Raw genomic sequence first — 23,261 nt, 5'->3', positions numbered from 1 at the left:
ATTCCCGGCCATACCGCCAGCACACGAACTTGTCGCATGCTGTAAAAATTCGTGTACTCCAGACACGCCAACGCGGGAGCAGGCTCCCGCGCGGCGACATCCTACCAGTCACCGCCTAAAGGCAGTCAACCGGGCGACCAACAACTTACTTGTGGTCTTTGACTTCTTCAAACTCGGCATCGACAACGTCGTCGGCTTTTTCAGCTTTTTCGTCGTGCGGTGCTGCGCCTTCAGCAGGCTGAGCCTGTTCGGCGTACATCTTCTGCGCCACTGGAGCGGAGACTTTCGACAGCTCTTCAACCTTGGCTTCGATTGCAGCTTTGTCGTCGCCTTTGACAGCGGCTTCCAGAGCAACAACAGCAGCTTCGATTGCAGTCTTCTCTTCAGCAGTCACTTTATCGCCTGCCTCAGTGACCATTTTGCGAGTCGAGTGAACCAGTGCATCGCCCTGGTTGCGGGCAGTGGCCAGCTCTTCGAACTTGCGGTCTTCCTCGGAGTTCGCTTCAGCGTCGCGAATCATTTTCTCGATCTCTTCATCGGACAAACCGGAGTTTGCCTTGATCACGATCGATTGAGCCTTGCCGGTGGCCTTGTCTTTGGCGCCTACGTGCAGGATGCCGTTGGCGTCGATGTCGAAGGTCACTTCGATTTGTGGCACGCCACGTGGTGCTGGTGGAATCTCGGCCAGGTCGAACTTGCCCAGGGACTTGTTCTGGGCGGCTTGCTTACGCTCACCTTGCAGCACGTGGATGGTCACGGCGCCCTGGTTGTCGTCGGCAGTCGAGAACACTTGCGATTTCTTGGTAGGAATCGTGGTGTTTTTCTCGATCAGCGCGGTCATCACGCCACCCATGGTTTCGATACCCAGGGTCAGCGGGCTGACGTCCAGCAGCAGAACGTCTTTCACGTCACCGGCCAATACGGCGCCCTGGATAGCAGCACCCATGGCAACGGCTTCGTCCGGGTTCACGTCTTTACGTGCTTCTTTACCGAAGAACTCGGTCACCAGCTTCTGAACCAGTGGCATACGGGTCTGACCGCCTACCAGGATCACGTCGTTGATCGAGCCAACTTCGATGCCGGAGTCTTTCAGAGCGATGCGGCAAGGTTCGATGGTGCGTTGAACCAGGTCTTCAACCAGCGCTTCCAGCTTGGCGCGGGAAATTTTCACGTTCAAGTGCTTAGGACCGGTGGCGTCTGCAGTGATGTACGGCAGGTTCACGTCGGTCGACATGCTCGAAGACAGTTCGATCTTGGCTTTCTCAGCGGCTTCTTTCAGGCGCTGCATGGCCAGCGGGTCACCTTTGAGGTTCATGCCGCTTTCTTTCTTGAATTCGTCGACGAGGTAGTCGATCAGACGAATGTCAAAGTCTTCACCGCCCAGGAACGTGTCACCGTTGGTGGCCAATACTTCGAACTGGTGCTCGCCATCGACTTCAGCGATTTCGATCACGGAAACGTCGAAAGTACCGCCGCCCAAGTCGTAAACGATCACGGTGTGATCGCCTTTCGCCTTGTCCATACCGTAAGCCAGAGCAGCTGCGGTTGGTTCGTTGATGATACGTTTAACGTCCAGGCCCGCGATGCGGCCGGCGTCTTTGGTCGCCTGGCGCTGGCTGTCGTTGAAGTAGGCCGGAACGGTGATCACCGCTTCGGTCACTGGCTCGCCGAGGTAGTCTTCGGCGGTCTTCTTCATTTTCTTCAGAATTTCAGCCGAGATCTGTGGCGGCGACATTTTCTGGCCGTTCACTTCAACCCAAGCGTCGCCATTGTCAGCCTTGGCGATTTTGTAAGGGACCATCTTGATGTCTTTCTGTACGACTTCTTCGTCGAACTTACGACCGATCAGACGCTTCACCGCATACAGGGTGTTGTGCGGATTGGTCACAGCCTGACGCTTGGCCGACTGACCAACGAGGATTTCGCCGTCGTTGGCGTAAGCGATGATCGACGGCGTGGTACGCGCGCCTTCAGCGTTTTCAATAACTTTGGCTACGCCGTTTTCAAGCACGGAGACGCAGGAGTTGGTAGTCCCCAGGTCGATACCGATAATTTTGCCCATGTTCACTCTCCCGAAACTTTGGATTTGGTTGCCGCAGCAGTGGTGGCTAACTGCGGTAGCACTTAAACGCTTGACTTCTAAATGGGGGCCTTGCGGCTAATTTCAAGCCTGCTCGTCAATCGAAGGCGAAACCGGTGCCGGTGCCTTGCTGACCACGACCATGGCCGGGCGCAGCAGACGACCATTGAGCTGATAGCCCTTCTGGAACACCTTGAGCACGCTGTTCGGCTCGACGTCAGCGCTTTCCTGCATGGCCATTGCCTGATGAAGAACGGCGTTAAACGGTTCGCCATGCGGGTCGATCGCTTCCAGCTGATAACGCTTCAGGGTGTCCTGGAACATTTTCAGGGTCAGCTCGATGCCTTCGCGCATTGGGCGGATGCTTTCATCGTCCGGGTTGGACAACTCCAGACCACGCTCAAGGCTGTCGATGATCGGCAGCAGATCACCGGCAAATTTTTCCAGAGCGAATTTGTGAGCCTTTTCAACATCCTGCTCGGCGCGACGGCGGACGTTCTGCAGATCGGCGGCAACACGCAAAGCCTGATCCTGCGCGCCTGCCAGTTGCTCTTCGAGCACTTGTACACGAGCCGCGAGGTCTTCACCCGAAGCCGCGGAGCCCTGGTTGGCTTCTTGATTTTGCGTATCCACTGTCTGTTCGTCAGCCATAGATTTCTCCTTTCAATATCGTCCGCGAGCTCAACTCGCGCTTCTGCCCAGCTATATGGGGCCGCAAAAATCAGCTTCAAGGGGTTTGTTGTGATTAACCCTACAAAAAACAGCTGCATTGTCATTTCCCGATGCGCTAACGATTTCGTCGGATCAATCAAATCGAGCTAAGCGAGGGCATTGTCAGCCGCAAATAAAACACTGTATAAATAACCAGACCTAAAGCCTGGGAGCGGCCTTTATGCTGGTGCACCTGTCCGTACACAATTACGCCATCGTTGAACATCTCGATCTCGAACTCGATCGCGGGATGAGTGTGATCACAGGGGAAACCGGCGCCGGCAAGTCGATCATGCTCGACGCCCTCGGCCTGACCCTGGGCGATCGCGCCGACAGTGGCGTGGTCCGCCCGGGCGCCGACAAGGCCGACATCCTGGCCACCTTCGACCTGGTCGATATTCCCGAAGCCAGTGCCTGGCTGGCCGAGCGCGACCTTGAAAGCGACGGCCCGTGCATCTTGCGCCGGGTGATCACCGCCGAAGGGCGCTCCCGCGGCTATATCAATGGCACGCCCTGCCCGCTTGGTGATCTCAAGGCCCTGGGCGAGTTGCTGATCGATATCCACAGCCAGCATGAGCACCAATCCCTGCTCAAGACCGATACTCACCGCCGCCTGCTCGACGAATACGCCGGCGCCACCGACCTTGCCCGCCAGGTGCAATTGGCCGCCCAGCGCTGGCGCCAGACTCGCCAGGAACTGGAGCGCCTCTCCAACTCCGGCGATGAACAACGCGCCCGCCATCAACTGCTCAGCTATCAACTCGAAGAACTGGAAAACCTCGGTCTCGGTGACAACGAGTTGGAGCAGTTGGAGCAGGAACACAAGAACCTGACCAACGCCGAAACCCTGCTTGGCATCTGCCGGCAAGTGGTCGAACAATGCAGCGAAAGTGATTCCGGCAATGTCCTCAACGCCCTGACCGCCAGCCTCAACCGCCTGTCGAGCGTGAACAACTCGATCGGCGCACTGGGTGAAGCCAGCAGTTTGCTGACCAGTGCACAGATCCAGGTTGAAGAGGCCGTCGGCGAACTGAATCGCTTCCTCGATAACTTCGATGCCGACCCGGCGCGCCTGCAGTACCTGGAAGAACGCCTCGATGCGATCTACACCATGGCGCGCAAGCACCGCATCCAGCCGACCGAGGTCGCCGAGATGCAGCAGCGCTTGCTGGATGAAATTGAAACCCTCAATGCCAATGATGAATCCATCGAGCGCCTGGGCGATGAACTGGCTTCTTATGCCCGCCACTATCAGGAGAAGGCTCGCGAACTGAGCGATTTGCGCCACCAGGCCTCCAGCAGCCTGGCCAGCGCTGTTGAGCAGGAAATCCAGCGACTGGGCATGCCCGGCGGCCGCTTCACCATCGAGCTGCGCCCCAACAGCAGCGATGAGCTGCTGCCTAACGGGCTCGAACAGGTAGAACTGCTGGTCAGCGCCAACCCCGGCCAGCCCTTGAAAGCGTTGGCCAAAGTAGCCTCGGGTGGTGAGCTGTCGCGGATCAGCCTGGCGATTCAGGTGATCACCGCACAGACTTCACGCGTACCAACCCTGGTATTCGACGAAGTGGACGTCGGCATCGGCGGCCCGACGGCGGAGATTGTCGGCCAGTTACTGCGTCGCCTCGGTGAGCGCGGACAGGTGCTGACAGTGACTCACTTGCCGCAAGTGGCGGCGCAAGGGCATCAGCATCTATTTGTGCACAAGGTGCGTGGCGAAGAGGCGACCCACACGGCCGTTTCCAAACTGAGCAAGAATGATCGCGTTGAAGAAGTCGCGCGGATGCTCGGCGGCATCGACCTCACCAAGGAATCCCTGGCGCACGCGAAAAAAATGGTCGTTACCGCAAAGATTTAAGAACGGCAGACAGCACGAAGGCGACCCTGGGGTCGCCTTCGTTCGTTTCGCGAATGTGAAATTCGCGCGACATGCTTACTTTTTCTTGCGCACGTACAGCACCAGATTGTGATCGACCATCTCGAAACCGTACTTGTCGACGATGGCTTTCTGCAGGCGCTCGATTTCTTCGTCGAAGAATTCGATCACTTCGCTGGTTTCGACGTTGACCATATGGTCGTGATGCTTGCCGTCATCCAGCTCGAAGACCGCATGGCCTCCGTCGAAGTTGTGCCGCACCACAAGGCCAGCTGCCTCGAACTGAGTCAGTACACGGTAAACCGTGGCCAGACCGACGTCCTCACCAGCCTCCATCAGCGCCTTGTAAACATCCTCGGCACTCATGTGGCGTTGCGCGGCGGAATCGAGCATTTGCAGAATTTTGACCCGTGGAAGGGTCACTTTGAGACCGGCTTTGCGTAGTTCGCTATTTTCAACCATGGTCAGCTTTCTCGCGATGCTGCTTCGCAGCTTCTCTTAATGCGGGTATGATCGGCGTTTACGTTGTCCCAGCCAAGATAGTGGAAGTCGCCCACCGATGCAAAACACCAAGCTCTTGCTAACCAGTTTCACCTTTGTGGGACTGCTCGCACTCGCCGGTTGTTCATTCCCCGGGGTTTACAAAATCGACATCCAGCAGGGCAATGTCGTCACGCAGGACATGATAAACCAGTTACGCCCGGGAATGACCCGTAAGCAAGTACGGTTTATCATGGGCAACCCCCTGTTGACCGACACGTTCCATGCCGATCGCTGGGATTATCTGTACAGCCTGCAACCCGGTGGCGGTGAACGCCAACAGGAACGCATTAGCGTTATCTTCAACCCAAATGACCAACTTGTCAGCCTCTCTGGTGATTTCATGCCAGGCGTGAGCCGGGACGAAGCCATTCTCGGCAAGGACAGTGGCACTAACGTGACCGCGCCTGTTGAAAACGCCGAGAAGCCGAAACCGGAAAAACCGGTCAAGCCAGGTTCGTTGCTGGATCAGATCCAGAAGGACGTGGACGGCGTAGAAACCGTTCCAGTCCCGACGCCAGAACCGCTGGAAACCTCGCCGCAATAATTTGCGACGCAATAAAAAACCCGGAATGTCCGGGTTTTTTATTGCCTGGCATTTAACCAGGTCACTGATTTCGGGCTTTTGCCTCGGCAGCCTTCGCTGCGCGCAACCGGCGAACCTCTTTCGGATCGGCCAGTAAAGGCCGATAGATCTCGATACGATCCCCTGCCCGAACCTGATGCGTGTCCGGATCGGCGATCACCTTGCCGAATATCCCGACAGGGCATTCGCCCAGATCCAGCTCTGGAAACGCTTCGCCTATTCCCGAATCAAGCAGCGCTGCGCGCACTGTTGTGCCTGCGGGCACCGTCACACAGCGAAGCACCTGACGATCAACAGCGGCATACACCACCTCGATTTCGATCACGGGCTTAACCATGTATCTGTTTGGCGCGCTGGCAGAACGCATCGACCAGCGTATTGGCCGCCTGATTGAACAATGGCCCCAGGGTCGCGCGAACAATCGGCCCGGCGTAATCGAACGACAGGTCCAGGCTGATCTTGCAGGCCTTGTCGGTCAACGCCTTGAACACCCAGATGCCATGCAACTGGGTGAATGGGCCTTCCTCGAGATTCATCTCGATCGAATGCCCGGGGACCAAGGTGTTACGCGTCACGAAATGCTGACTGAGGCCACCCTTGGCCACGCCAACGCTCGCGCGCATGTACTCGGGAGAGTTTTCCAGGACTTCGGCCGACGAGCACCACGGCAAAAACTCCGGGTAACGTGCCACGTCATTGACCAGGTCATACAGCGCTTGTGCCGGGTACGGCAGCAGAGCCGAACGTTGAATGTGTGTCGTCATGTCAGCGTCACTTCCACAGCTGGGCGGCAAACACTACAAGAATGCCGATGGGCGCCACATAGCGCATCAAAAACAGGGACAGATTGAACAGCATGGGGTTGCGGATCGACAACTCGTCGCGCACCGCTTCACGCCCCATCACCCATCCTGCAAACACCACGAAACACAAACCACCGAGTGGCAACATGATCCGCGAGGTAAAGAAATCGATCACGCCAAAGAAATCCAGACCGCCGGCCGCACCCCATTGATAGAGATGGAACATCCCGCCTTCGTTCACGAAAAACTTGGCTTCCTTCCAGATATTGAAGGAAAACACCGTGCCCAGACCGACGAACCAGCAGGTGAACGCCAGCCAGAAAGTCACCCACGCGCGACTGACTTTAGTGCGTTCAACCAGGTAAGCCACCATCGGTTCAAGCAGTGAAATCGCCGAACTCCAGGCTGCAATCGCGACCAGGACGAAGAACACTACCCCCATCAACTGACCAAACGCTACGTTGCCAAAGGCAAATGGCAGGCTGACGAACATCAGGCCAGGGCCTTCGCTCGGGTTCAGGCCGGCGGCGAACACAATCGGAAACAATGCCAGACCCGCGACCAGCGAAACAAAGGTATCGAGCAGCGCGACACCAACCACTGTGCCGGAGATCGACGAATGTTTCGGCATGTAGGCGCCATAAATCATGATCGAACCAACGCCGACGCTCAGGGAAAAGAACGCGTGCCCCATGGCCGGCAGCAAGCCGTCGAGGACTTTTTCCGGGTGGAAGTCGAACATGAAATGCACGCCCTCCATGAAATGGCCGGTGGTCATGCTGTAACCCAGCAGCACCAGAACCATCACGAAGAGCAGCGGCATCATGATGCGCAGGCTGCGCTCAAGGCCGGCGACTACGCCTCTGGCGATGACAACAGCGGACAACAGCATAAAAATCGTATGCCAAAGTGTCAGGCGCCATGGATCGGCGATCACCTTACCAAAGTACGCACCGACCTGATCCGGCGTTACCCCCTGAAAGTCGCCGCGCCCCATGTCGATGATGTAATCCAGCGACCAACCACCGACGACGCTATAGAAAGACAGGATCAGCAACGCCGTGATCATCCCGGCGAATGCGCCCCAGGACCACTTGCCCGAATGCCCGGCCTCCAGCGCCAGCACCTTCAAGGCATTGGCCGGACTTTGCCGGGCGCGACGACCGATCAGGGTTTCAGCCAGCATGACCGGTACTCCGATCAGTGCGATACAGGCCAGGAACATCAATACAAAGGCACCGCCGCCGTAGACCCCGACCATGTACGGGAACTTCCAGATGCTACCCAGGCCCACGGCCGAACCGGTCGCGGCGAGTATGAAGACCCAGCGGCTAGCCCAACTGCCGTGGACAGAAACCTTGTCTGTCGACATCGTTACCACGTCCAAGCATTGAAAAAAGAGGGCGCATTGTCCGGGATTCAATCAACCTGCTCAAGCACGCAGCATCACCGTAGCCGACTCGCGTGCAACTCCCTATAATGCCGCCCCTATGGCTAAACAGAAGAAACACCCAACAGGGACCATCGCGCAGAATAAAAAGGCGCGACACGATTACTTCATCGAACATCGGTTCGAGGCTGGTCTGGTCCTGGCCGGCTGGGAAGTAAAAAGTCTGCGGGCAAGCAAGCTGCAACTGGTCGACAGTTACGTGCTGTTGAAAGATGGCGAAGCATGGCTGCTCGGCAGCCACATTACGCCCCTGACGACCGCCAGCACGCACGTCATCGCCGATCCGACGCGCACCCGCAAATTGCTGCTCAACCGCCGCGAGCTGGAAAAGCTGGCCGCCGCCGTGCAGCAAAAGGGTTACGCCTGCGTGTGCCTGTCCTGGTACTGGAGCAAGCACATGGTCAAGTGCGAGATCGCTCTGGGCAAGGGCAAGAAGGAATACGACAAGCGTGATACCGAACGCGAACGCGACGCCGGTCGCGAGTTGCAGCGAGCGGTGCGCAACAAGGGCAAGGAAGAGTAATTTTTCGCCTTGAGGCCCTCTTCGCGGGCAAGCCTCGCTCCTACACATCACCCTGTAGGAGCGAGGCTTGCCCGCGAATGCAATCGCACGAACGATACAAAACTAACTGACTACATCCCCTTGCGCCGCTCCGCCCGGGCCATGCGCTGCACTTCCTGACGCACCTCTTCCAGCACTTCCTGTACATACAGAATGTGTCGACTGGAAACTTCCCGCGCCTGCTCCGCCCTCCCCTCAATAATCGCCATGTACAACTCCCGATGCTGCGTGATCAGCATGTCGCGGGTTTCCGTGCGCTGTTTGTACATGCCGCCAATGTTGGTCACCACGTTGCGTTTGAGCAGATCGAACAGCCCGCGAATGGTGTGCAGCAACACCGCGTTGTGACTGGCTTCGGCGATTGCCAGGTGAAACTTCGCGTCCGCCGCCCCCTCTTCCGCCCGACTCACTTCATCGTGACGGGTGTAGCAGTCCTGCAATTCATTGAAGGCCGCGGTCAACCGCTCGCGATCGACATCTGTCGCCCGCATTGCTGCGTAATAGGCGCAGGACGCCTCCAGGGTATGGCGAAATTCAAGCAGATCGCGCTGGGCCTCAGGGTTGCTTTCAAGCAGATGAAGCAGCGGATCACTAAAGGTCGTGCCCAGTGACTCCACCACATAGTTGCCGCCACCCTGGCGACTGACCAGCAAGCCCTTGGCCGCCAGCTTCTGAATCGCTTCGCGCAACGAAGGGCGTGACACGCCGAACTGCTCGGCCAATGCACGCTCGGCCGGCAAGCGCTCACCAGCCTTCAGCGTGCCCTCGAGAATCATCCCCTCGAGCTGCTCGACAATATCGTCAGACAAACGGCGCTGACGAATTTGATCAAACCCCATAACTCAATTCTCCACGATCCCGACGGCTCGCCGGGCTCTCTATTCTGGCCTATCGGCGCTTTGCCAGCACCTACCAGACGGCATTTGTACGAGCGGATCAAGCAGACGCCACAGCACGTGTTCGACAAAAGTTTTAGGGCGGCAAATTGACACGCCGCCTACAAGGCTTTTACCCTAGCGAACAGCGATTGTAAATTGGTATTACCAATTATCCAAGAACGCTGATCAGTGCCTGACCAACAACAATTAGGGGCCACCCCATATGCAAACCTGGCAACAGCTCTATACCCCGCTCGGCAGCCTCGGCTTTTCCGCGCTCGCAGCCGTTATCCCCATCGTGTTTTTCTTCCTGGCGTTGGCCGTGTTCCGACTCAAAGGGCACGTGGCCGGCAGCATCACGCTGGCCTTGTCCATTGCGGTGGCCATCTTCGCGTTCCAGATGCCGGTCGATATGGCATTCGCCGCCGCCGGGTATGGCTTCGCCTACGGCCTGTGGCCGATTGCGTGGATCATCGTCGCCGCCGTGTTCCTCTACAAACTGACGGTCAAGAGTGGTCAGTTCGAAGTGATTCGCAGCTCCGTCCTGTCGATCACCGACGACCAGCGTTTGCAGGTGCTGCTGATCGGCTTCTGCTTCGGTGCATTCCTTGAAGGTGCAGCCGGTTTCGGCGCACCGGTAGCGATTACCGCCGCCCTCCTTGTAGGACTCGGCTTCAACCCGCTATACGCTGCAGGCCTGTGCCTGATCGCCAACACCGCGCCAGTGGCCTTCGGCGCCTTGGGGATCCCGATCATCGTGGCCGGGCAAGTGACCGGTATCGACGCGTTCAAGATCGGCGCCATGACCGGTCGCCAACTGCCGCTGCTGTCGCTGTTCGTGCCGTTCTGGCTGGTGTTCATGATGGACGGCCTGCGCGGCGTGCGGGAAACCTGGCCAGCAGCACTGGTGGCCGGTTTGAGCTTCGCCATCACCCAATACTTCACGTCGAACTTCATCGGCCCGGAACTGCCGGACATCACCTCGGCCCTGGCCAGCCTGATCTCCCTGACGCTGTTCCTGAAAGTCTGGCAGCCGAAACGCGCCGCAGGCCAACACATCGTCGGTGCCGTTTCGGCCTCCGTTGTGACCGCCAGCGCCGGCGGTTTCGGCCAGCCGCGCACAACCGTGGCCTCGCCTTACAGCCTCGGTGAAATTTTCAAAGCCTGGTCGCCGTTCCTGATCCTCACCGTGCTGGTCACCATCTGGACCCTGAAGCCGTTCAAGGCGATGTTCGCCGCTGGCGGCTCGATGTACGGCTGGGTGTTCAACTTCGCCATTCCGCACCTGGACCAAATGGTGATCAAGGTCGCTCCGATCGTGACCGCTCCGACCGCCATCCCGGCCGTGTTCAAACTCGATCCGATCTCCGCGACCGGTACGGCGATTTTCTTCTCCGCACTGATCTCGATGCTGGTGTTGAAGATCAACATCAAAACTGGTCTGACCACTTTTAGAGAGACATTCTACGAGCTGCGTTGGCCGATCCTGTCCATCGGCATGGTGTTGGCGTTTGCCTTCGTCACCAACTACTCGGGCATGTCGTCGACCATGGCGCTGGTATTGGCAGGCACCGGCGCGGCGTTCCCGTTCTTCTCGCCGTTCCTCGGCTGGCTGGGCGTGTTCCTGACCGGTTCCGACACCTCGTCCAACGCGCTGTTCAGCTCGTTGCAAGCGACCACCGCACACCAGATCGGCGTCAACGACACCTTGTTGGTGGCGGCAAACACCAGCGGCGGCGTGACCGGCAAGATGATCTCGCCACAATCGATCGCCGTGGCCTGCGCCGCGACCGGTCTGGTCGGCAAGGAATCGGACCTGTTCCGTTTCACCCTCAAGCACAGCCTGTTCTTCGCAACCATCGTCGGCCTGATCACCTTGGCTCAGGCCTACTGGTTCACCGGCATGCTGGTGCACTAAGTACTACAAGAAAAAACGCAAAAACCGACGCCGGACCACGATTCCGGCGTCAGCTATTCACAACCCGGTCTGTAAGGCTGCTGAAAGAATCTCTCTCTATATTCAGCAGCCTCAGCGGACGGATAACCGGGACCACCCGGAGACACGCCTGATGAGCGAGCTTTTTTACAACGCCGTGCCGAACGCGACCCGCGTCGCCCCGCCACTGCCCAAGCCTCGGCAATATCCCAGCGAAAAACCGAAACGGGTCTACCTGTTCGGGACCTGCGTGGTTGATCTGTTCTACCCGGAAGCCGGGATGGATGCGATTCACCTGCTGGAACGCGAAGGCATTCGCGTCGAGTACCCGCAAGGGCAAAGCTGCTGCGGACAACCGGCCTACACCTCCGGTTACACCGACCAGGCCCGGACCGTGGCACGCGCGCAACTGGCGCTGTTCGCCGGAGATTATCCGGTGGTGGTGCCGTCGGGATCGTGCGCCGGCATGTTGCGCGAGCACTATGCCGACTTGTTCAAGGACGAGCCGCAAACGTTGAAACAGGTTCAGGCCCTGGCGGCCCGGACTTATGAGCTGGCCGAGTTTCTGTTGTTTGTCTGCAAGGTGCAGCTCAAGGACAGCGGCGAACCGGTCAAAGTGGCATTGCACACATCGTGTTCGGCACGTCGTGAGATGAACACCCACTTGCACGGCCGCGAGTTGTTGGCGCAGTTGGGGAATGTGGAGCGAGTCGACCATAGCCATGAAAGTGAATGCTGTGGCTTCGGTGGGACTTTCAGCGTCCGTATGCCAGACATTTCCGGCGCGATGGTGGCTGACAAGACCCGGGCGTTGAAGGAATCCGGTGCGCACAAGGTACTCAGTGCCGACTGCGGTTGCCTGATGAACATCAACGGCTCGCTGGAGAAACAGAAGGAAGCGTTGCGCGGCCAACACCTGGCCAGTTTCCTTTGGCAGCGCACCGGAGGTGTTCAATGAACGCTTCCGCGATTATTCCTACGGTTGCCGTAGAAGAAGATTTCCGCACCCGTGCTCACACGGCATTGGGTGACAAGCAACTGCGAAACAACTTTCGCACTGCGATGGATTCTCTGATGACAAAACGGGCAGCGTCCTTCAGCGATGCCCATGAAAGAGAACATTTGCGAGCGCTGGGCAACGCTGTCCGCGCCCGTGCGTTATCGAAGTTGCCCGACCTGCTCGAGCAGCTTGAACAGAACCTGACCCGCAACGGTGTGACAGTGCACTGGGCGGAAACGGTGGACGAAGCCAATGGCATCGTCCTCTCGATCATCCGCGCTCACGAGGGGCGGCAAGTGATCAAGGGCAAATCGATGGTCAGCGAAGAAATGGAGATGAACCATTTCCTCGCTGAACGGGGCATTGAATGCCTGGAATCGGACATGGGCGAGTACATCGTCCAGCTCGACCACGAGAAGCCTTCACACATTATTATGCCGGCGATCCACAAGAATGCCGGTCAGGTCGCGTCCTTGTTCCATGACAAACTTGGCGTGGAATACACCAAGGACGTTGACCAACTCATTCAGATCGGTCGCAAAGTCTTGCGGCAGAAATTCTTCGAAGCGGACATCGGCGTCTCAGGCGTCAACTTCGCCGTGGCCGAAACCGGCACCTTGCTGCTGGTGGAAAACGAAGGCAACGGGCGCATGACCACCACGGTGCCGCCGGTACACATCGCGGTCACCGGCATCGAAAAAGTCGTGGAAAACCTGCGTGACGTGGTGCCGCTGGTGTCACTGTTGACCCGCTCGGCCCTCGGCCAGCCGATCACTACCTACGTCAATATGATCTCCGGCCCACGCAAGGCCGATGAACTCGATGGCCCGCAGGAAGTGCACCTTGTGCTGCTGGACAACGGTCGCAGCCAGGCCTTTGCCGACAGTGAATTGCGCCAGACCCTGAACTGCATTCGCTGCGGCGCCTGTATGAATCATTGCCCGGTCTACACTCGAATCGGCGGCCACGCCTATGGGGAGGTTTACCCTGGGCCTATCGGAAAAATCATCACGCCGCACATGGTCGGCCTGGCGAATGTCCCGGATCATCCGAGTGCGTCGTCGCTGTGTGGTGCTTGCGGCGAAGTCTGTCCGGTAAAAATTCCTATCCCTTCCCTACTGCGTCGCCTGCGGGAAGAGAACGTCAAAGCCCCGGACAGCCCGCATCAAGTGATGCGCGGCCAGGGCAGCAAGTATTCGCGCAAGGAGCGTTTTATCTGGAATGCCTGGGCGAAACTCAACAGTTCGCCGACGCTGTATCGACTGTTCGGCTTTGTCGCCACGCGTCTGCGTGCCCTCGCACCGAGCAACGTCGGCCCTTGGACGCAAAACCACAGCGCCCCGAAACCGGCTGCCCGCTCACTGCACGACATGGCCCGCGAGCATCTGGCCAAACAGGGAGATCGCTGATGAGCGCCAAGCAAAACATCCTCGCCAAGTTACGGAAAAGTCTGACCGGCACGACGCCCGTGCCTGACGAGTTCGACGTCGAACTGGTGACAGCGCCGTACACCTACGCACCCGAACAACGCATTCCGCAGCTGCGCAAACTGATGGAAGCGGTGCACACGGAAATCCATCTGACGTCCGGCGAAGCCTGGCCTTCGTTGCTTGCTCAGTTGCTGCAAGATCGTCAGTTGCCGAGCCTGTTGATCGCGCCGACGACGCCGCACGGTCAACGTGTCACTCAGCACTGGGCGAAAAATCCCGGCTTGCCGACGCTACAGGCCTACGACCGTCCGGTGGAAGAATGGAAAGCCGAGCTGTTCAACGACACACCGGCCAGCCTGACCACCACCCTCGGCGCAATCGCCGCGACAGGTAGTCTGATTCTCTGGCCGACGCGGGAAGAACCGCGCTTGTTGAGCCTGGTGCCACCCGTACATTTCGCCCTGCTCAAGGCCAGTGAAATCCGTGACAACTTCTATCAGGTGCAGCAGGAGTTCAACTGGGCTCACGGCATGCCGACCAACGCGCTGTTAGTGTCCGGCCCGTCGAAAACGGCCGACATCGAACAAGTCCTGGCTTACGGTGCCCACGGCCCGAAAGACCTGGTGGTTTTGATCCTGGAGGACCAATGACTCTACCGGCGACTTTCCTGCGAGATGCGCAGCAACTGATCCCTCAAGAACGACGGTTCGACGACCCGCTGTCGACATTGGCGTTCGGCACCGATGCCAGTTTCTACCGGTTGATTCCGCAACTGGTGATCCGCGTCGAGTCTGAAGATGAAGTGGTGGCGCTGCTGAAACTGGCGCAACGGGATCAGGTTCCGGTGACCTTCCGCGCCGCCGGCACCAGCCTGTCCGGCCAGGCCATCAGCGACTCGGTGCTGATCGTGCTTGGGGATAACTGGAACGGACGCGAGATCCGCGGCCACGGCATGCAAATTCGTCTGCAGCCGGGCGTTATCGGCGCGCAGGCCAACGCGTGGCTGGCACCGTTCGGACGCAAGATCGGTCCCGACCCGGCCTCGATCAACGCCTGCAAAATCGGCGGTATCGTCGCCAATAACGCCAGCGGCATGTGCTGCGGCACGGCGCAAAACACCTATCACACGCTGGCCGGTATTCGCCTGGTGCTCGCCGACGGCAGCCGCCTCGACACCGAAGATGCGGCGAGTGTCACGGCGTTTCGTGAGAGCCACGCAGCGCTGCTTGAACGTTTAGCGACACTGGGCCACGAGACCCGCGCCAATTCCGAACTGGCTGCAAAAATCCGCCACAAATACCGTCTGAAAAATACCACCGGCCTGTCACTCAACGCCCTGGTGGATTACGACGAGCCTGTGGATATCTTGAGCCACTTGCTGGTGGGTTCCGAAGGCACGCTGGGGTTCATCAGCGCCGTGACCTACGACACGGTGATCGACCACCCGAACAAGGCGTCGGCGCTGATCGTGTTTCCGGATGTGGAGACCTGCTGCAACGCCGTCACCGTGCTGAAAAGCCAACCGGTGTCGGCCGTGGAACTGCTCGACCGTCGCAGTCTGCGTTCAGTGCAGAACAAACCCGGCATGCCGGATTTCGTACAGCATCTGTCGAACAATGCCTGCGCGCTGCTGATCGAATCCCGCGCTGCGTCGTCGACTTTACTGCACGAGCAATTGGCGCAAATCATGGCGTCACTGACTTCGTTCCCAGTGGAAAAACAGGTCGACTTCACCGAAGACCCAATCGAGAACGCCCGCCTCTGGGCCATTCGCAAGGACACCTTCCCCGCCGTCGGCGCGGTGCGTAAAACCGGCACCACGGTGATCATCGAAGACGTGACCTTCCCGGTAGAACAACTGGCCATCGGCGTGAATCGTCTGATCGAGTTGTTCGACAAGCATCACTACGACGAAGCGATCCTTTTCGGACACGCGCTGGAAGGTAATCTGCACTTCGTCTTCACCCAAGGCTTCAACAACCCGGAAGAAGTCGCACGCTATCAGGCGTTCATGGACGACGTGGCGCAGTTGGTCGCGGTGGAGTTCGGCGGTTCGCTGAAAGCCGAGCACGGCACCGGTCGCAACATGGCGCCGTTCGTGGAGCTGGAATGGGGCAGAGATGCCTACCAGTTGATGTGGCAGCTCAAGCGCCTGCTCGACCCCAACGGCATTCTCAACCCGGACGTGGTGCTCAGTGACGATCCGCAGATTCACCTCAAACACCTGAAGCCGTTGCCGGCCGCCGACGAGATTGTGGATAAGTGCATCGAGTGCGGTTTTTGTGAGCCGGTCTGCCCGTCGAAAGGCCTGACCCTGAGCCCGCGCCAGCGCATCGTGATCTGGCGAGACATTCAGGCAAAAAAACGCGCCGGCGTGGACACCACTGAACTCGAAGCCGCTTACGAATACCAGGGCATCGACACCTGCGCCGCCACCGGGTTGTGCGCACAGCGTTGCCCTGTAGGAATCAACACTGGCGAGCTGGTGAAAAAGCTTCGCAGCCGTAAGGCGACGCATACGAAAACCGCCAACTGGCTGGAAGGCAATTTCGCCACCGCGCTGCAAGGCGCCCGTTTCACCCTGCATGTGGCCAATGGCGCGCGGATGCTGTTGGGGGCACCACGTCTGGCGAAGCTTTCGGCAACGCTGACGAAGTTGTCCAAAGGTCAGGTCCCACAATGGACCAACGCCATGCCGCAGCCGGAAAAAGCCATTCGCTTCAGCCCGATCGTGTCGGACGAGCGCCCTCGCGTGGTGTACCTGGCGGCTTGCGTCTCGCGGGTCATGGGGCCTGCGGCCGGTGATAAAGAGCAAATGTCGCTGTACGACAAAACCCGTGGCCTGCTGGAAAAAGCCGGTTACCAGGTAGTCTTTCCGGACAATCAGGACAGCCTCTGCTGCGGCCAGCCGTTTGCCTCCAAGGGCTACGCCGAACAGGCCGAACACAAGCGCCAGGAACTGATTGGCGCACTACTGCACGCCAGCCGTGGCGGGCTCGATCCGATCTACTGCGACACCAGCCCCTGCACCTTGCGACTGGTTCAGGACCTGGGAGATGTTCGACTGGACCTGTACGACCCAGTGCGTTTCATCCGTACGCATTTGATGGATCGACTCGACTTCACACCGCAGGAAGCGCCCATCGCCGTGCATGTCACGTGCAGCACTCAGCACCTCGGGGAAAGCCAGGCGCTGATTGATCTGGCGCGCAAGTGCAGCAAAAACGTGGTAATCCCCGAAGGCATTCACTGCTGTGGATTTGCCGGCGACAAGGGCTTCACCACGCCGGAGCTGAACGCCCATTCGCTGCGTACGCTCAAGGACGCGGTGCAACAGTGCAGCGAGGGGATTTCGACCAGCCGCACCTGTGAGATCGGTCTGACGCAACATGGCGGAATCGACTACCACGGGCTGGTCTATCTGGTGGATCGGGTCACACAGCCGAGGGGCATCTGAAGAAAAATAGAACCCTGACGGAACGTCGTAGTCCACTGGTTAAGCCCGGACATTGCCGGGCCTTACCCAACCTCGGCAGCCCGTTCTGATGGCCCGGAAACACCTGAGCCCTCAGTTCAAGGAGATACTCATGAAACGTTCTGTACTGTTAGGTCTGTTCGTTACTGTCTCGCTGATGGCGTCCCCCTCGTTTGCCGCTGAAGACCTCTGTGCGGTCAACATTAAAACCATCGAAAATGCCAGGGCACAGACTCCTCCAGAAATGTCTGATCAGGTAATGGACAGCGTCAAGCAAGCCAAAGCCGATCAGGCAAAAGGCACCAAGGAAGGGACTGATGATTGCATCGCCGAGACAGAACAAACGATCAAGCAAATCAAGGACGCGAACAAAGGCGGGAAGTAACCCGGCACACTGCCAACCTTCGGGTGGGCTTTCCTGGCGTTCAACTCGCAGGCTTGTTGCTCATCAAGATTCACAGAGCAACAGGCCAGGGAGCGCTCAGGATGGCTCCACCCAATGCGAAACAAACCAAAACCCGCCAACTGCGGGTTTTGTTGCTTCTGGGGTTTGGTCCTGCATGGACCTTTTTTCCATAGCCTTCGGGTGAAAAGCGAATTCTTGCGCAGCGTCGTAGTCTTTTAGTTAGGGCCGATCAATCGTGGCTTGTTTTTCGACCTCGGCCGAGCCCCCGCCCCTATGGCAGCACCGAGACTACCCGTACAAGGAAATACCCATGAAACGTACCGCGATCGCTGGTTTGCTCATGTCTGCTGCACTGTTGGCTTCTCCCGTATTTGCAGCGGACAACGACCTGTGTACGAGCAAGCTGCAACAGCTCAAAGCCAAAGTGAATGCACTGCCGGCGAGCGCCGACAACACCACAATGGAGATCAAAAGACTGCTGGCCAGCGCCGAAGCTTCAAAAGCGGCCGGGGACGACAAAAAATGCGTCACCGAGGCCACCCAGGGATTGTCGCTGGCAAACTGAGCAAAGATCCCAACCCATGATCACTCGCGCCAAGCATCGGGTGGCCTTCTGAGCCACGTTGGCGTACACTGCGCAGGCTTGCTGCTCACTTTGATTCACAGAGCAACAGGCACGGGGCCGTTTAGGATTCGACGCCGGTCGCGAAACTTTAGGTGCATGCCGAGTTGGTAACAGAACTCGTAAATCCACTGTTGCAACTTCTTATAGTTGCCAATGACGAAACCTACGGGGAATACGCTCTCGCTGCGTAAGCAGCCTTAGCCCTTCCCTTCTGGTACCTTCGGGTCCAGCAATCATCAGGGGATGTCTGTAAACCCAAAGTGATTGTCATATAGAACAGAATCGCCGTGCAGTACGTTGTGGACGAAGCGGCTAAAACTTACACAACTCGCCCAAAGCACCCTGCCCGTCGGGTCGCTGAGGGTTAACTTAATAGACACGGCTACGCATGTAGTACCGACAGCGGAGTACTGGCGGACGGGGGTTCAAATCCCCCCGGCTCCACCACTTCAACGAAAAAAGACGTCCACGGACGTCTTTTTTTGTGCCTGAAATTCAGCAAATATGGGGCTTTCAGCGATATCAGGATCCATCAGCGTCCATAGACATCCATGCAAACGTGTATTCCAAGTGGTATTCCAACCTCCCGACTGGTAATTTTTGGAATACACCATGGGTGCCCAAGCCACGCGCCTTTCAGACATGAAAGTCAAAGCAGCCAAGCCTAAAAAAAGGACTACACGCTCACGGATGGCAACAACCCTCAAATACAAGTGAGAATCAAAAGATCTAGACTTTGGAACTTTAACTATATCCATCCCGTGACCAACAAACGGATAAACATGGGATTAGGTACCTTTCCCGAAGTCAGCCTGGCACAAGCGCGAAAACGGACTGTTGAGGCCTAGGAGCTTGTCGCCCAAGGACTAAATCCGAAAGAGCAGCGTGATGTTCAGCGCCAAGTAAAAAAAGCCGCGACAGAGCACACGTTTCAAAACGAAAAAAGAAAAATATGGCGGCACTACCTCCCGATGAGCTAAATGAGCTCATGGTGGCAATTGCCAATGCCAGCATCAAAAAAACTACGCGTTGCCTAATCGAATGGCAGCTCCACACTATGACCCGACCAGCAGAGGCTGCCACCACCCGTTGGGCTGACATCGACTTTGAGAAGAAGATCTGGACGATCCCAGCGGAGCGCATGAAGAAACGTCGCACCTCACGGAGCAGGCTTTAGCGCTCCTAGAGGCCATCAAGCCCTACAGTGGACACGGAGAGTACGTGTTTCCTGCAGACCGGAACCCTCGCACTCACTGCAACAGCCAGACCGCCAACATGGCGCTGAAGCGCATGGGGTTCGAAGGGCGCTTGGTAAGTCATGGTATGCGCTCAATGGCGAGCACCATCCTCAACGAGCGCAGCTTTGATCCTGAACTGATCGAGGTCGCACTTGCGCACGTCGATAAAGATGAGGTATGCAGCGCCACAACCGAGCCGACTACATTGAGCGCAGACGCCCCATGATGAAGTGGTGGAGCGAACACATCCAGGAAGCTGCTACCGGCAACCTGTCTGTGTCAGCCATCCAAAAAATGGGGATAGGAAAGTCGTTCCGATACGCTGACAAGCTTGCCCCTGACCAAGAGTAAACAGTTCCCTCCTGACCAGGGGCAATCAACGAATGCTAGGTGTCCGGCACGGGATGGCCATCACGGACCAGACGACTGACTGCATGTGAGAAGTTATCAAATGCACGGAAATCGCTGGGGGTGCATGGCACGCTGATAAAACCACTTCCCCATGGTGGGCGAATTCGACCATGACGCTTACCTGTCTGATAGGACCAGCCCTTAGCTAGAAGACTCTTGATGAGCAGATTAATGTCCTTGGATGAACTGTATCTCCTCATGATCGCCCTACCATCAATGCGCTCCGATACCTCGCAGCATATGCACCAACCGAAAGGCGCCACTCGCTGAACGCACGCTCCGCGCCAATGACATCAATAGGGATGCTGAAGTGGTAACCCTTCTGACCGCTTGTGTTCTGAAAGAAGCGTCCCAACGGGTCGATCATGATGTACGACTCACTCATGTCGTCATTGCCCTCGACACACATCACGTCATGAAATGCGTCATGTCGCGCAACGAAGGCGAGAAAGTCCTCGGTGGAAACAGCCAGCTCACTGGTCACCACCTGCAGTATGCGCAACACCTTCCACCTATGCGGCGCAAGCGTATGAATGATCGGCGACATGTCCTCCTGGCGGTTCAGCGCTTTGACCACTGTATTGACCTTCAACCGCAGGGCCGAATTTCGCAGCTTTGCGCGCGCCAGCATTTCCGAGACTGAGTCGACGTCCAGCAAACAGCCACGGCTATCGACGCGGCCGATCTCCATAATCTTGACAGGGCTCGCTGAATCCAAGCTCAGCCCGAACATCGAAACGAGCGGTGCGAGTCGGGCAATCAGATCATCAGTGAGCCGGTTGCCATTCGTGATAATGGAGGCTGACATCCCTTTGCTCCTCGCGTAATCCAGCACGCGAAGCGAGGCATCTTGATACAGCAGCGGCTCGCCACCGGCCAAGTTCAAACGGATGCCGGACCACGACATGTGCTGGCGGAGTGGGTTGGAAGCGTTCCCTGGATAAAAAAACGCCTGTAGCTCATCCAGCAAATTGCGGACACGGCACGAGTCATGCGACAGCTTCCTGCCAGCACCATCCCATTTTGCGCAGCAATAGCGGCATTTATAGTTACAGGCTTCCGTGATGTGCCAGTTGATAACTAACTCGGATACGTGAGGGCGAACGCTCCCCTCTCCTCGCTGGAGATACACCATTTACTCAGCTCCTGGAGCGGGGGTTAGGCGTCGAGATGAGCGACGTAGCAAAGCCGAAATCCGACTTTGACGCCCTTGTAGCTCATCGTCATGCGAACAGGGCAAAGATCCCGTTCAATAGCTCCGCCGGCAACAGACAGACCGGTTGCGACACAAGCAGCCGGAGCAGCCCCATGCTGGTAATCAGACAGCCATTCGCCAAAACCAGGTGCCGAGAGGAATGGAACTCCTTCGCCGTTGTCGACCCATTTCAGGTTAGGCCCGAAGTGCATGGAGCCATCAGGCCGGTATCGATGCGACGAGTTGCCACCCAGCCTGCCATCCCCGCCGACAATGCCCCACCCCAACTGCTCGTAAATGGGATCGTCTGGCATCTCCCCTGACTTGACCATAAAGGTACGCACCGGTGATACATGGCTAAAATCCATCGACGGCGGGGCAACTTGCTGCCACTCCTCGACGGTCATCAGCCGAACAGGGAGCTCCGTCTGACGCTCATAGTCACGGCAATACGCGACAGCATCCAGCCAAGTTACGCTCACCGGAAGCTCACTGGACTCCATGTTGATAGTGCCCAAATCGTCAATCCGTTTGTCTCTTGTCTTGTGGGCTTTCTCTTGCCTGACTTGCCCCCAATTCGACCGGCTACAGAAATCAAAAAAATTAGCGATCGTTACTAGTGGAGAGACCATCAAGCAACTTTCACCAAGCCGATGCAGGATAAAGTGATTAGATGCGCCCCCAGTTTCAGGACGGGGAGTCCGATACCCCTGACTGGCAATGAGCTCGCGTTGAATCAGCTTCGCATAACCAGGCCAATTCGCCGCCGTTCCCCCTTTGGCGTAATGGCGTGTCTCCGCATCGTGTTCCAGCCGCTCAGCCCATATGCCGGTTGCGAAGTACAAGTGCCCTTCCAGCTTGCTCCGGTCCATTGCCTTGGGCACCTCGTCCTTTGTGAAGAACGGGTAAAGCGGATTGGACGAAAACGCAACGTCGCGCTGATCACGAATTACCCAGTCAAAAGTATCGTTGGCACCTTTCAGGAAGATGAGATTGTCGTTCCCAGGAACGGGCAGCACCTCCACCCAACCGTCGTCGGAACCTTCAATCTCTTTCCGGAACAGTCGGAATAGCTGCAGCTCAAACACCAGATCCTCTTCGGACATGTTGTAACTGCGCATCACTGGATCACCGACCGCAGGATCCATGAGATTGCAGCCCATCATGTTGTACATGCAGCCGATAAACTCTTTTACCGCGTTGAGCATCAACATCCGACCTGTCATATCCAGGTAATCGAGACCGCAGCCATCCTGCATGTACTCTGCACGCATTAGGATCTTGTCCTCGTGCTGCTCACAAAAAGCGTATCGCTGCTGGTCGGTCCAGTATGTGTAGCCAGCTGCCTGGTCAAAATCCAGACGACCGTAGGCGCGCGGTGAGAACAGGCAAGAACTCACCCCGGTGAAGATCCGCTTGGGGAGCGGTAAGCCGGAATTGAAAAGTCGATCAGCCACCTTCTGCGCCGTCAGAGCGCCAACCAGCCCTGGCGAATACGGCCACCTAATGAGATCGGTCGGCACTGACATACCGTGCTCGGACAGAAAGTCGGCGATCTTCTGCTGCTCGACCTCACGCCAGTCGCAGTAGGACTTGGCGCCTAGGGCACGAGCCAGAGAGTCCTGAAGCGCAACCGACTTCGTGGTGCGCTCGACTTGCTTTGAGATAGGACGAGACCGGCGTTTACGCAGCTCAGCTACGGCACGACAGATATGATCGTGATGAAGGCCTTCGAGTCGCATAGACCAGAAGCGATCAGAACACCCTTCCTCGATGTTCGGCTTCTCAGTCAGGACATAGACGTCACGCGATGCGTGCAAAAGGTCAGAAATTTTCATAGCTCTCTCCAATAAAGCCACGGCAACAAAGCACCGTGCCGCCTCAGGCAACAGGTCATGGTCAGCAATGGATTTGGAGAGAGAGGGGAAAGCCCCTTTGAGCTGATCAACTGAGGAGGCAACTTCCCAGCCGTGGTTGCTCAGGCACCACACGCACTAAAGCGATGGATGGATCTTATTACCAACTACGGTCCGATTACAAGGCCTCGACTTTTGGTGATTCG

Annotated in this window: 19 protein-coding genes, 1 other RNA gene and 1 pseudogene; 12 read left to right on the top strand and 9 right to left on the bottom strand. The window is 57.5% G+C overall.

Annotated elements, in window-relative coordinates:
• Positions 1-145 precede the first annotated feature (145 nt).
• On the bottom strand, positions 146-2,062 hold the full coding sequence (dnaK, locus tag KGA82_RS12920; protein WP_008029786.1) for a molecular chaperone DnaK: 1,917 nt from the start codon (positions 2,060-2,062) through the stop codon (positions 146-148).
• A gap of 102 nt (positions 2,063-2,164) precedes the next feature.
• A complete protein-coding gene (gene grpE / locus KGA82_RS12915) occupies positions 2,165-2,731 on the bottom strand; it encodes a nucleotide exchange factor GrpE (RefSeq protein WP_008029789.1) in 567 nt (188 codons plus the stop codon).
• A gap of 241 nt (positions 2,732-2,972) precedes the next feature.
• On the opposite strand from grpE, the gene recN reads away from it, so the two are divergent.
• Positions 2,973-4,646: a DNA repair protein RecN gene (gene recN / locus KGA82_RS12910; RefSeq protein ID WP_223450609.1), complete on the top strand. Its 1,674-nt coding sequence runs from the start codon at positions 2,973-2,975 to the stop codon at positions 4,644-4,646.
• 75 nt (positions 4,647-4,721) lie between these two features.
• Here the strand turns inward: recN and fur are convergent, their stop codons facing one another.
• Entirely contained in the window at positions 4,722-5,126 is a 405-nt protein-coding gene (fur, locus tag KGA82_RS12905) for a ferric iron uptake transcriptional regulator (RefSeq protein WP_064679800.1), read from the bottom strand.
• A gap of 97 nt (positions 5,127-5,223) precedes the next feature.
• Here fur and KGA82_RS12900 point away from each other — a divergent pair, with 97 nt between their 5' ends.
• Complete coding sequence (locus KGA82_RS12900; RefSeq protein WP_008029791.1) at positions 5,224-5,751, top strand: outer membrane protein assembly factor BamE; 528 nt, start codon at positions 5,224-5,226, stop codon at positions 5,749-5,751.
• Between the two features lie 61 nt (positions 5,752-5,812).
• Here the strand turns inward: KGA82_RS12900 and KGA82_RS12895 are convergent, their stop codons facing one another.
• From KGA82_RS12895 to KGA82_RS12885, 3 genes are read right to left on the bottom strand one after another with little or no spacing between them, the layout of a single operon-like run.
• Positions 5,813-6,127 carry an RnfH family protein gene (locus KGA82_RS12895; RefSeq protein WP_223414121.1) on the bottom strand — a complete coding sequence of 105 codons (315 nt, stop codon included), beginning with the start codon at positions 6,125-6,127 and terminating at the stop codon, positions 5,813-5,815.
• Positions 6,120-6,554, bottom strand: a complete 435-nt coding sequence (locus tag KGA82_RS12890) for a type II toxin-antitoxin system RatA family toxin (protein ID WP_223450608.1) — start codon at positions 6,552-6,554, stop codon at positions 6,120-6,122. The genes KGA82_RS12895 and KGA82_RS12890 overlap by 8 nt, the downstream gene beginning before the upstream one ends.
• Positions 6,555-6,561: 7 nt before the next feature.
• Complete coding sequence (locus KGA82_RS12885) at positions 6,562-7,965, bottom strand: sodium-dependent transporter (protein WP_008029797.1); 1,404 nt, start codon at positions 7,963-7,965, stop codon at positions 6,562-6,564.
• Positions 7,966-8,083: 118 nt separating this feature from the next.
• On the opposite strand from KGA82_RS12885, the gene smpB reads away from it, so the two are divergent.
• On the top strand, positions 8,084-8,566 hold the full coding sequence (gene smpB / locus KGA82_RS12880) for an SsrA-binding protein SmpB (protein ID WP_008029800.1): 483 nt from the start codon (positions 8,084-8,086) through the stop codon (positions 8,564-8,566).
• A gap of 110 nt (positions 8,567-8,676) precedes the next feature.
• Here smpB and KGA82_RS12875 read toward each other — a convergent pair whose 3' ends face one another.
• Positions 8,677-9,444 (bottom strand): GntR family transcriptional regulator, encoded by a 768-nt coding sequence (locus tag KGA82_RS12875; protein ID WP_008029801.1) that lies wholly within the window; start codon positions 9,442-9,444, stop codon positions 8,677-8,679.
• 262 nt (positions 9,445-9,706) lie between these two features.
• Between KGA82_RS12875 and KGA82_RS12870 the strand changes: the two genes are divergently transcribed.
• The 9 genes and pseudogenes from KGA82_RS12870 to KGA82_RS12830 all read left to right on the top strand — a co-directional run bounded on the left by KGA82_RS12870 (position 9,707) and on the right by KGA82_RS12830 (position 19,919).
• Positions 9,707-11,401 (top strand): lactate permease LctP family transporter, encoded by a 1,695-nt coding sequence (locus KGA82_RS12870; protein WP_223435482.1) that lies wholly within the window; start codon positions 9,707-9,709, stop codon positions 11,399-11,401.
• 151 nt (positions 11,402-11,552) lie between these two features.
• On the top strand, positions 11,553-12,377 hold the full coding sequence (locus KGA82_RS12865; RefSeq protein WP_223450602.1) for a (Fe-S)-binding protein: 825 nt from the start codon (positions 11,553-11,555) through the stop codon (positions 12,375-12,377).
• Positions 12,374-13,828 carry a LutB/LldF family L-lactate oxidation iron-sulfur protein gene (locus KGA82_RS12860; RefSeq protein WP_192227686.1) on the top strand — a complete coding sequence of 485 codons (1,455 nt, stop codon included), beginning with the start codon at positions 12,374-12,376 and terminating at the stop codon, positions 13,826-13,828. Before KGA82_RS12865 ends, KGA82_RS12860 begins: the two co-directional genes overlap by 4 nt.
• Entirely contained in the window at positions 13,828-14,499 is a 672-nt protein-coding gene (locus tag KGA82_RS12855; protein ID WP_223450596.1) for a lactate utilization protein C, read from the top strand. The genes KGA82_RS12860 and KGA82_RS12855 overlap by 1 nt, the downstream gene beginning before the upstream one ends.
• Complete coding sequence (locus KGA82_RS12850; protein ID WP_223450594.1) at positions 14,496-17,306, top strand: FAD-binding and (Fe-S)-binding domain-containing protein; 2,811 nt, start codon at positions 14,496-14,498, stop codon at positions 17,304-17,306. The genes KGA82_RS12855 and KGA82_RS12850 overlap by 4 nt, the downstream gene beginning before the upstream one ends.
• Before the next feature lie 130 nt (positions 17,307-17,436).
• Entirely contained in the window at positions 17,437-17,709 is a 273-nt protein-coding gene (locus KGA82_RS12845) for a hypothetical protein (protein WP_008036547.1), read from the top strand.
• A 331-nt stretch (positions 17,710-18,040) separates the two neighbouring features.
• Complete coding sequence (locus tag KGA82_RS12840; RefSeq protein ID WP_008029815.1) at positions 18,041-18,295, top strand: hypothetical protein; 255 nt, start codon at positions 18,041-18,043, stop codon at positions 18,293-18,295.
• 113 nt (positions 18,296-18,408) lie between these two features.
• Positions 18,409-18,802: a transfer-messenger RNA gene (gene ssrA, locus KGA82_RS12835) on the top strand.
• A gap of 165 nt (positions 18,803-18,967) precedes the next feature.
• Positions 18,968-19,919 (top strand): annotated as a pseudogene (locus KGA82_RS12830) (tyrosine-type recombinase/integrase).
• Positions 19,920-20,200: 281 nt separating this feature from the next.
• Here the strand turns inward: KGA82_RS12830 and KGA82_RS12825 are convergent.
• Together KGA82_RS12825 and KGA82_RS12820 are read right to left on the bottom strand one after the other, a co-directional pair.
• Entirely contained in the window at positions 20,201-21,139 is a 939-nt protein-coding gene (locus KGA82_RS12825; RefSeq protein ID WP_223450592.1) for a viperin family antiviral radical SAM protein, read from the bottom strand.
• Between the two features lie 23 nt (positions 21,140-21,162).
• Positions 21,163-23,037 (bottom strand): formylglycine-generating enzyme family protein, encoded by a 1,875-nt coding sequence (locus KGA82_RS12820; protein ID WP_223450590.1) that lies wholly within the window; start codon positions 23,035-23,037, stop codon positions 21,163-21,165.
• Between the last annotated feature and the right edge of the window lie 224 nt (positions 23,038-23,261).

Origin of the sequence: Pseudomonas sp. BF-RE-22, from assembly GCF_019956155.1 — a bacterium.
Classification (GTDB): Bacteria; Pseudomonadota; Gammaproteobacteria; order Pseudomonadales; family Pseudomonadaceae; genus Aquipseudomonas; species Aquipseudomonas migulae.
The sequence above is the reverse complement of the archived record's forward strand: the minus strand, read 5'-3'. Positions and strand labels throughout refer to the sequence as shown.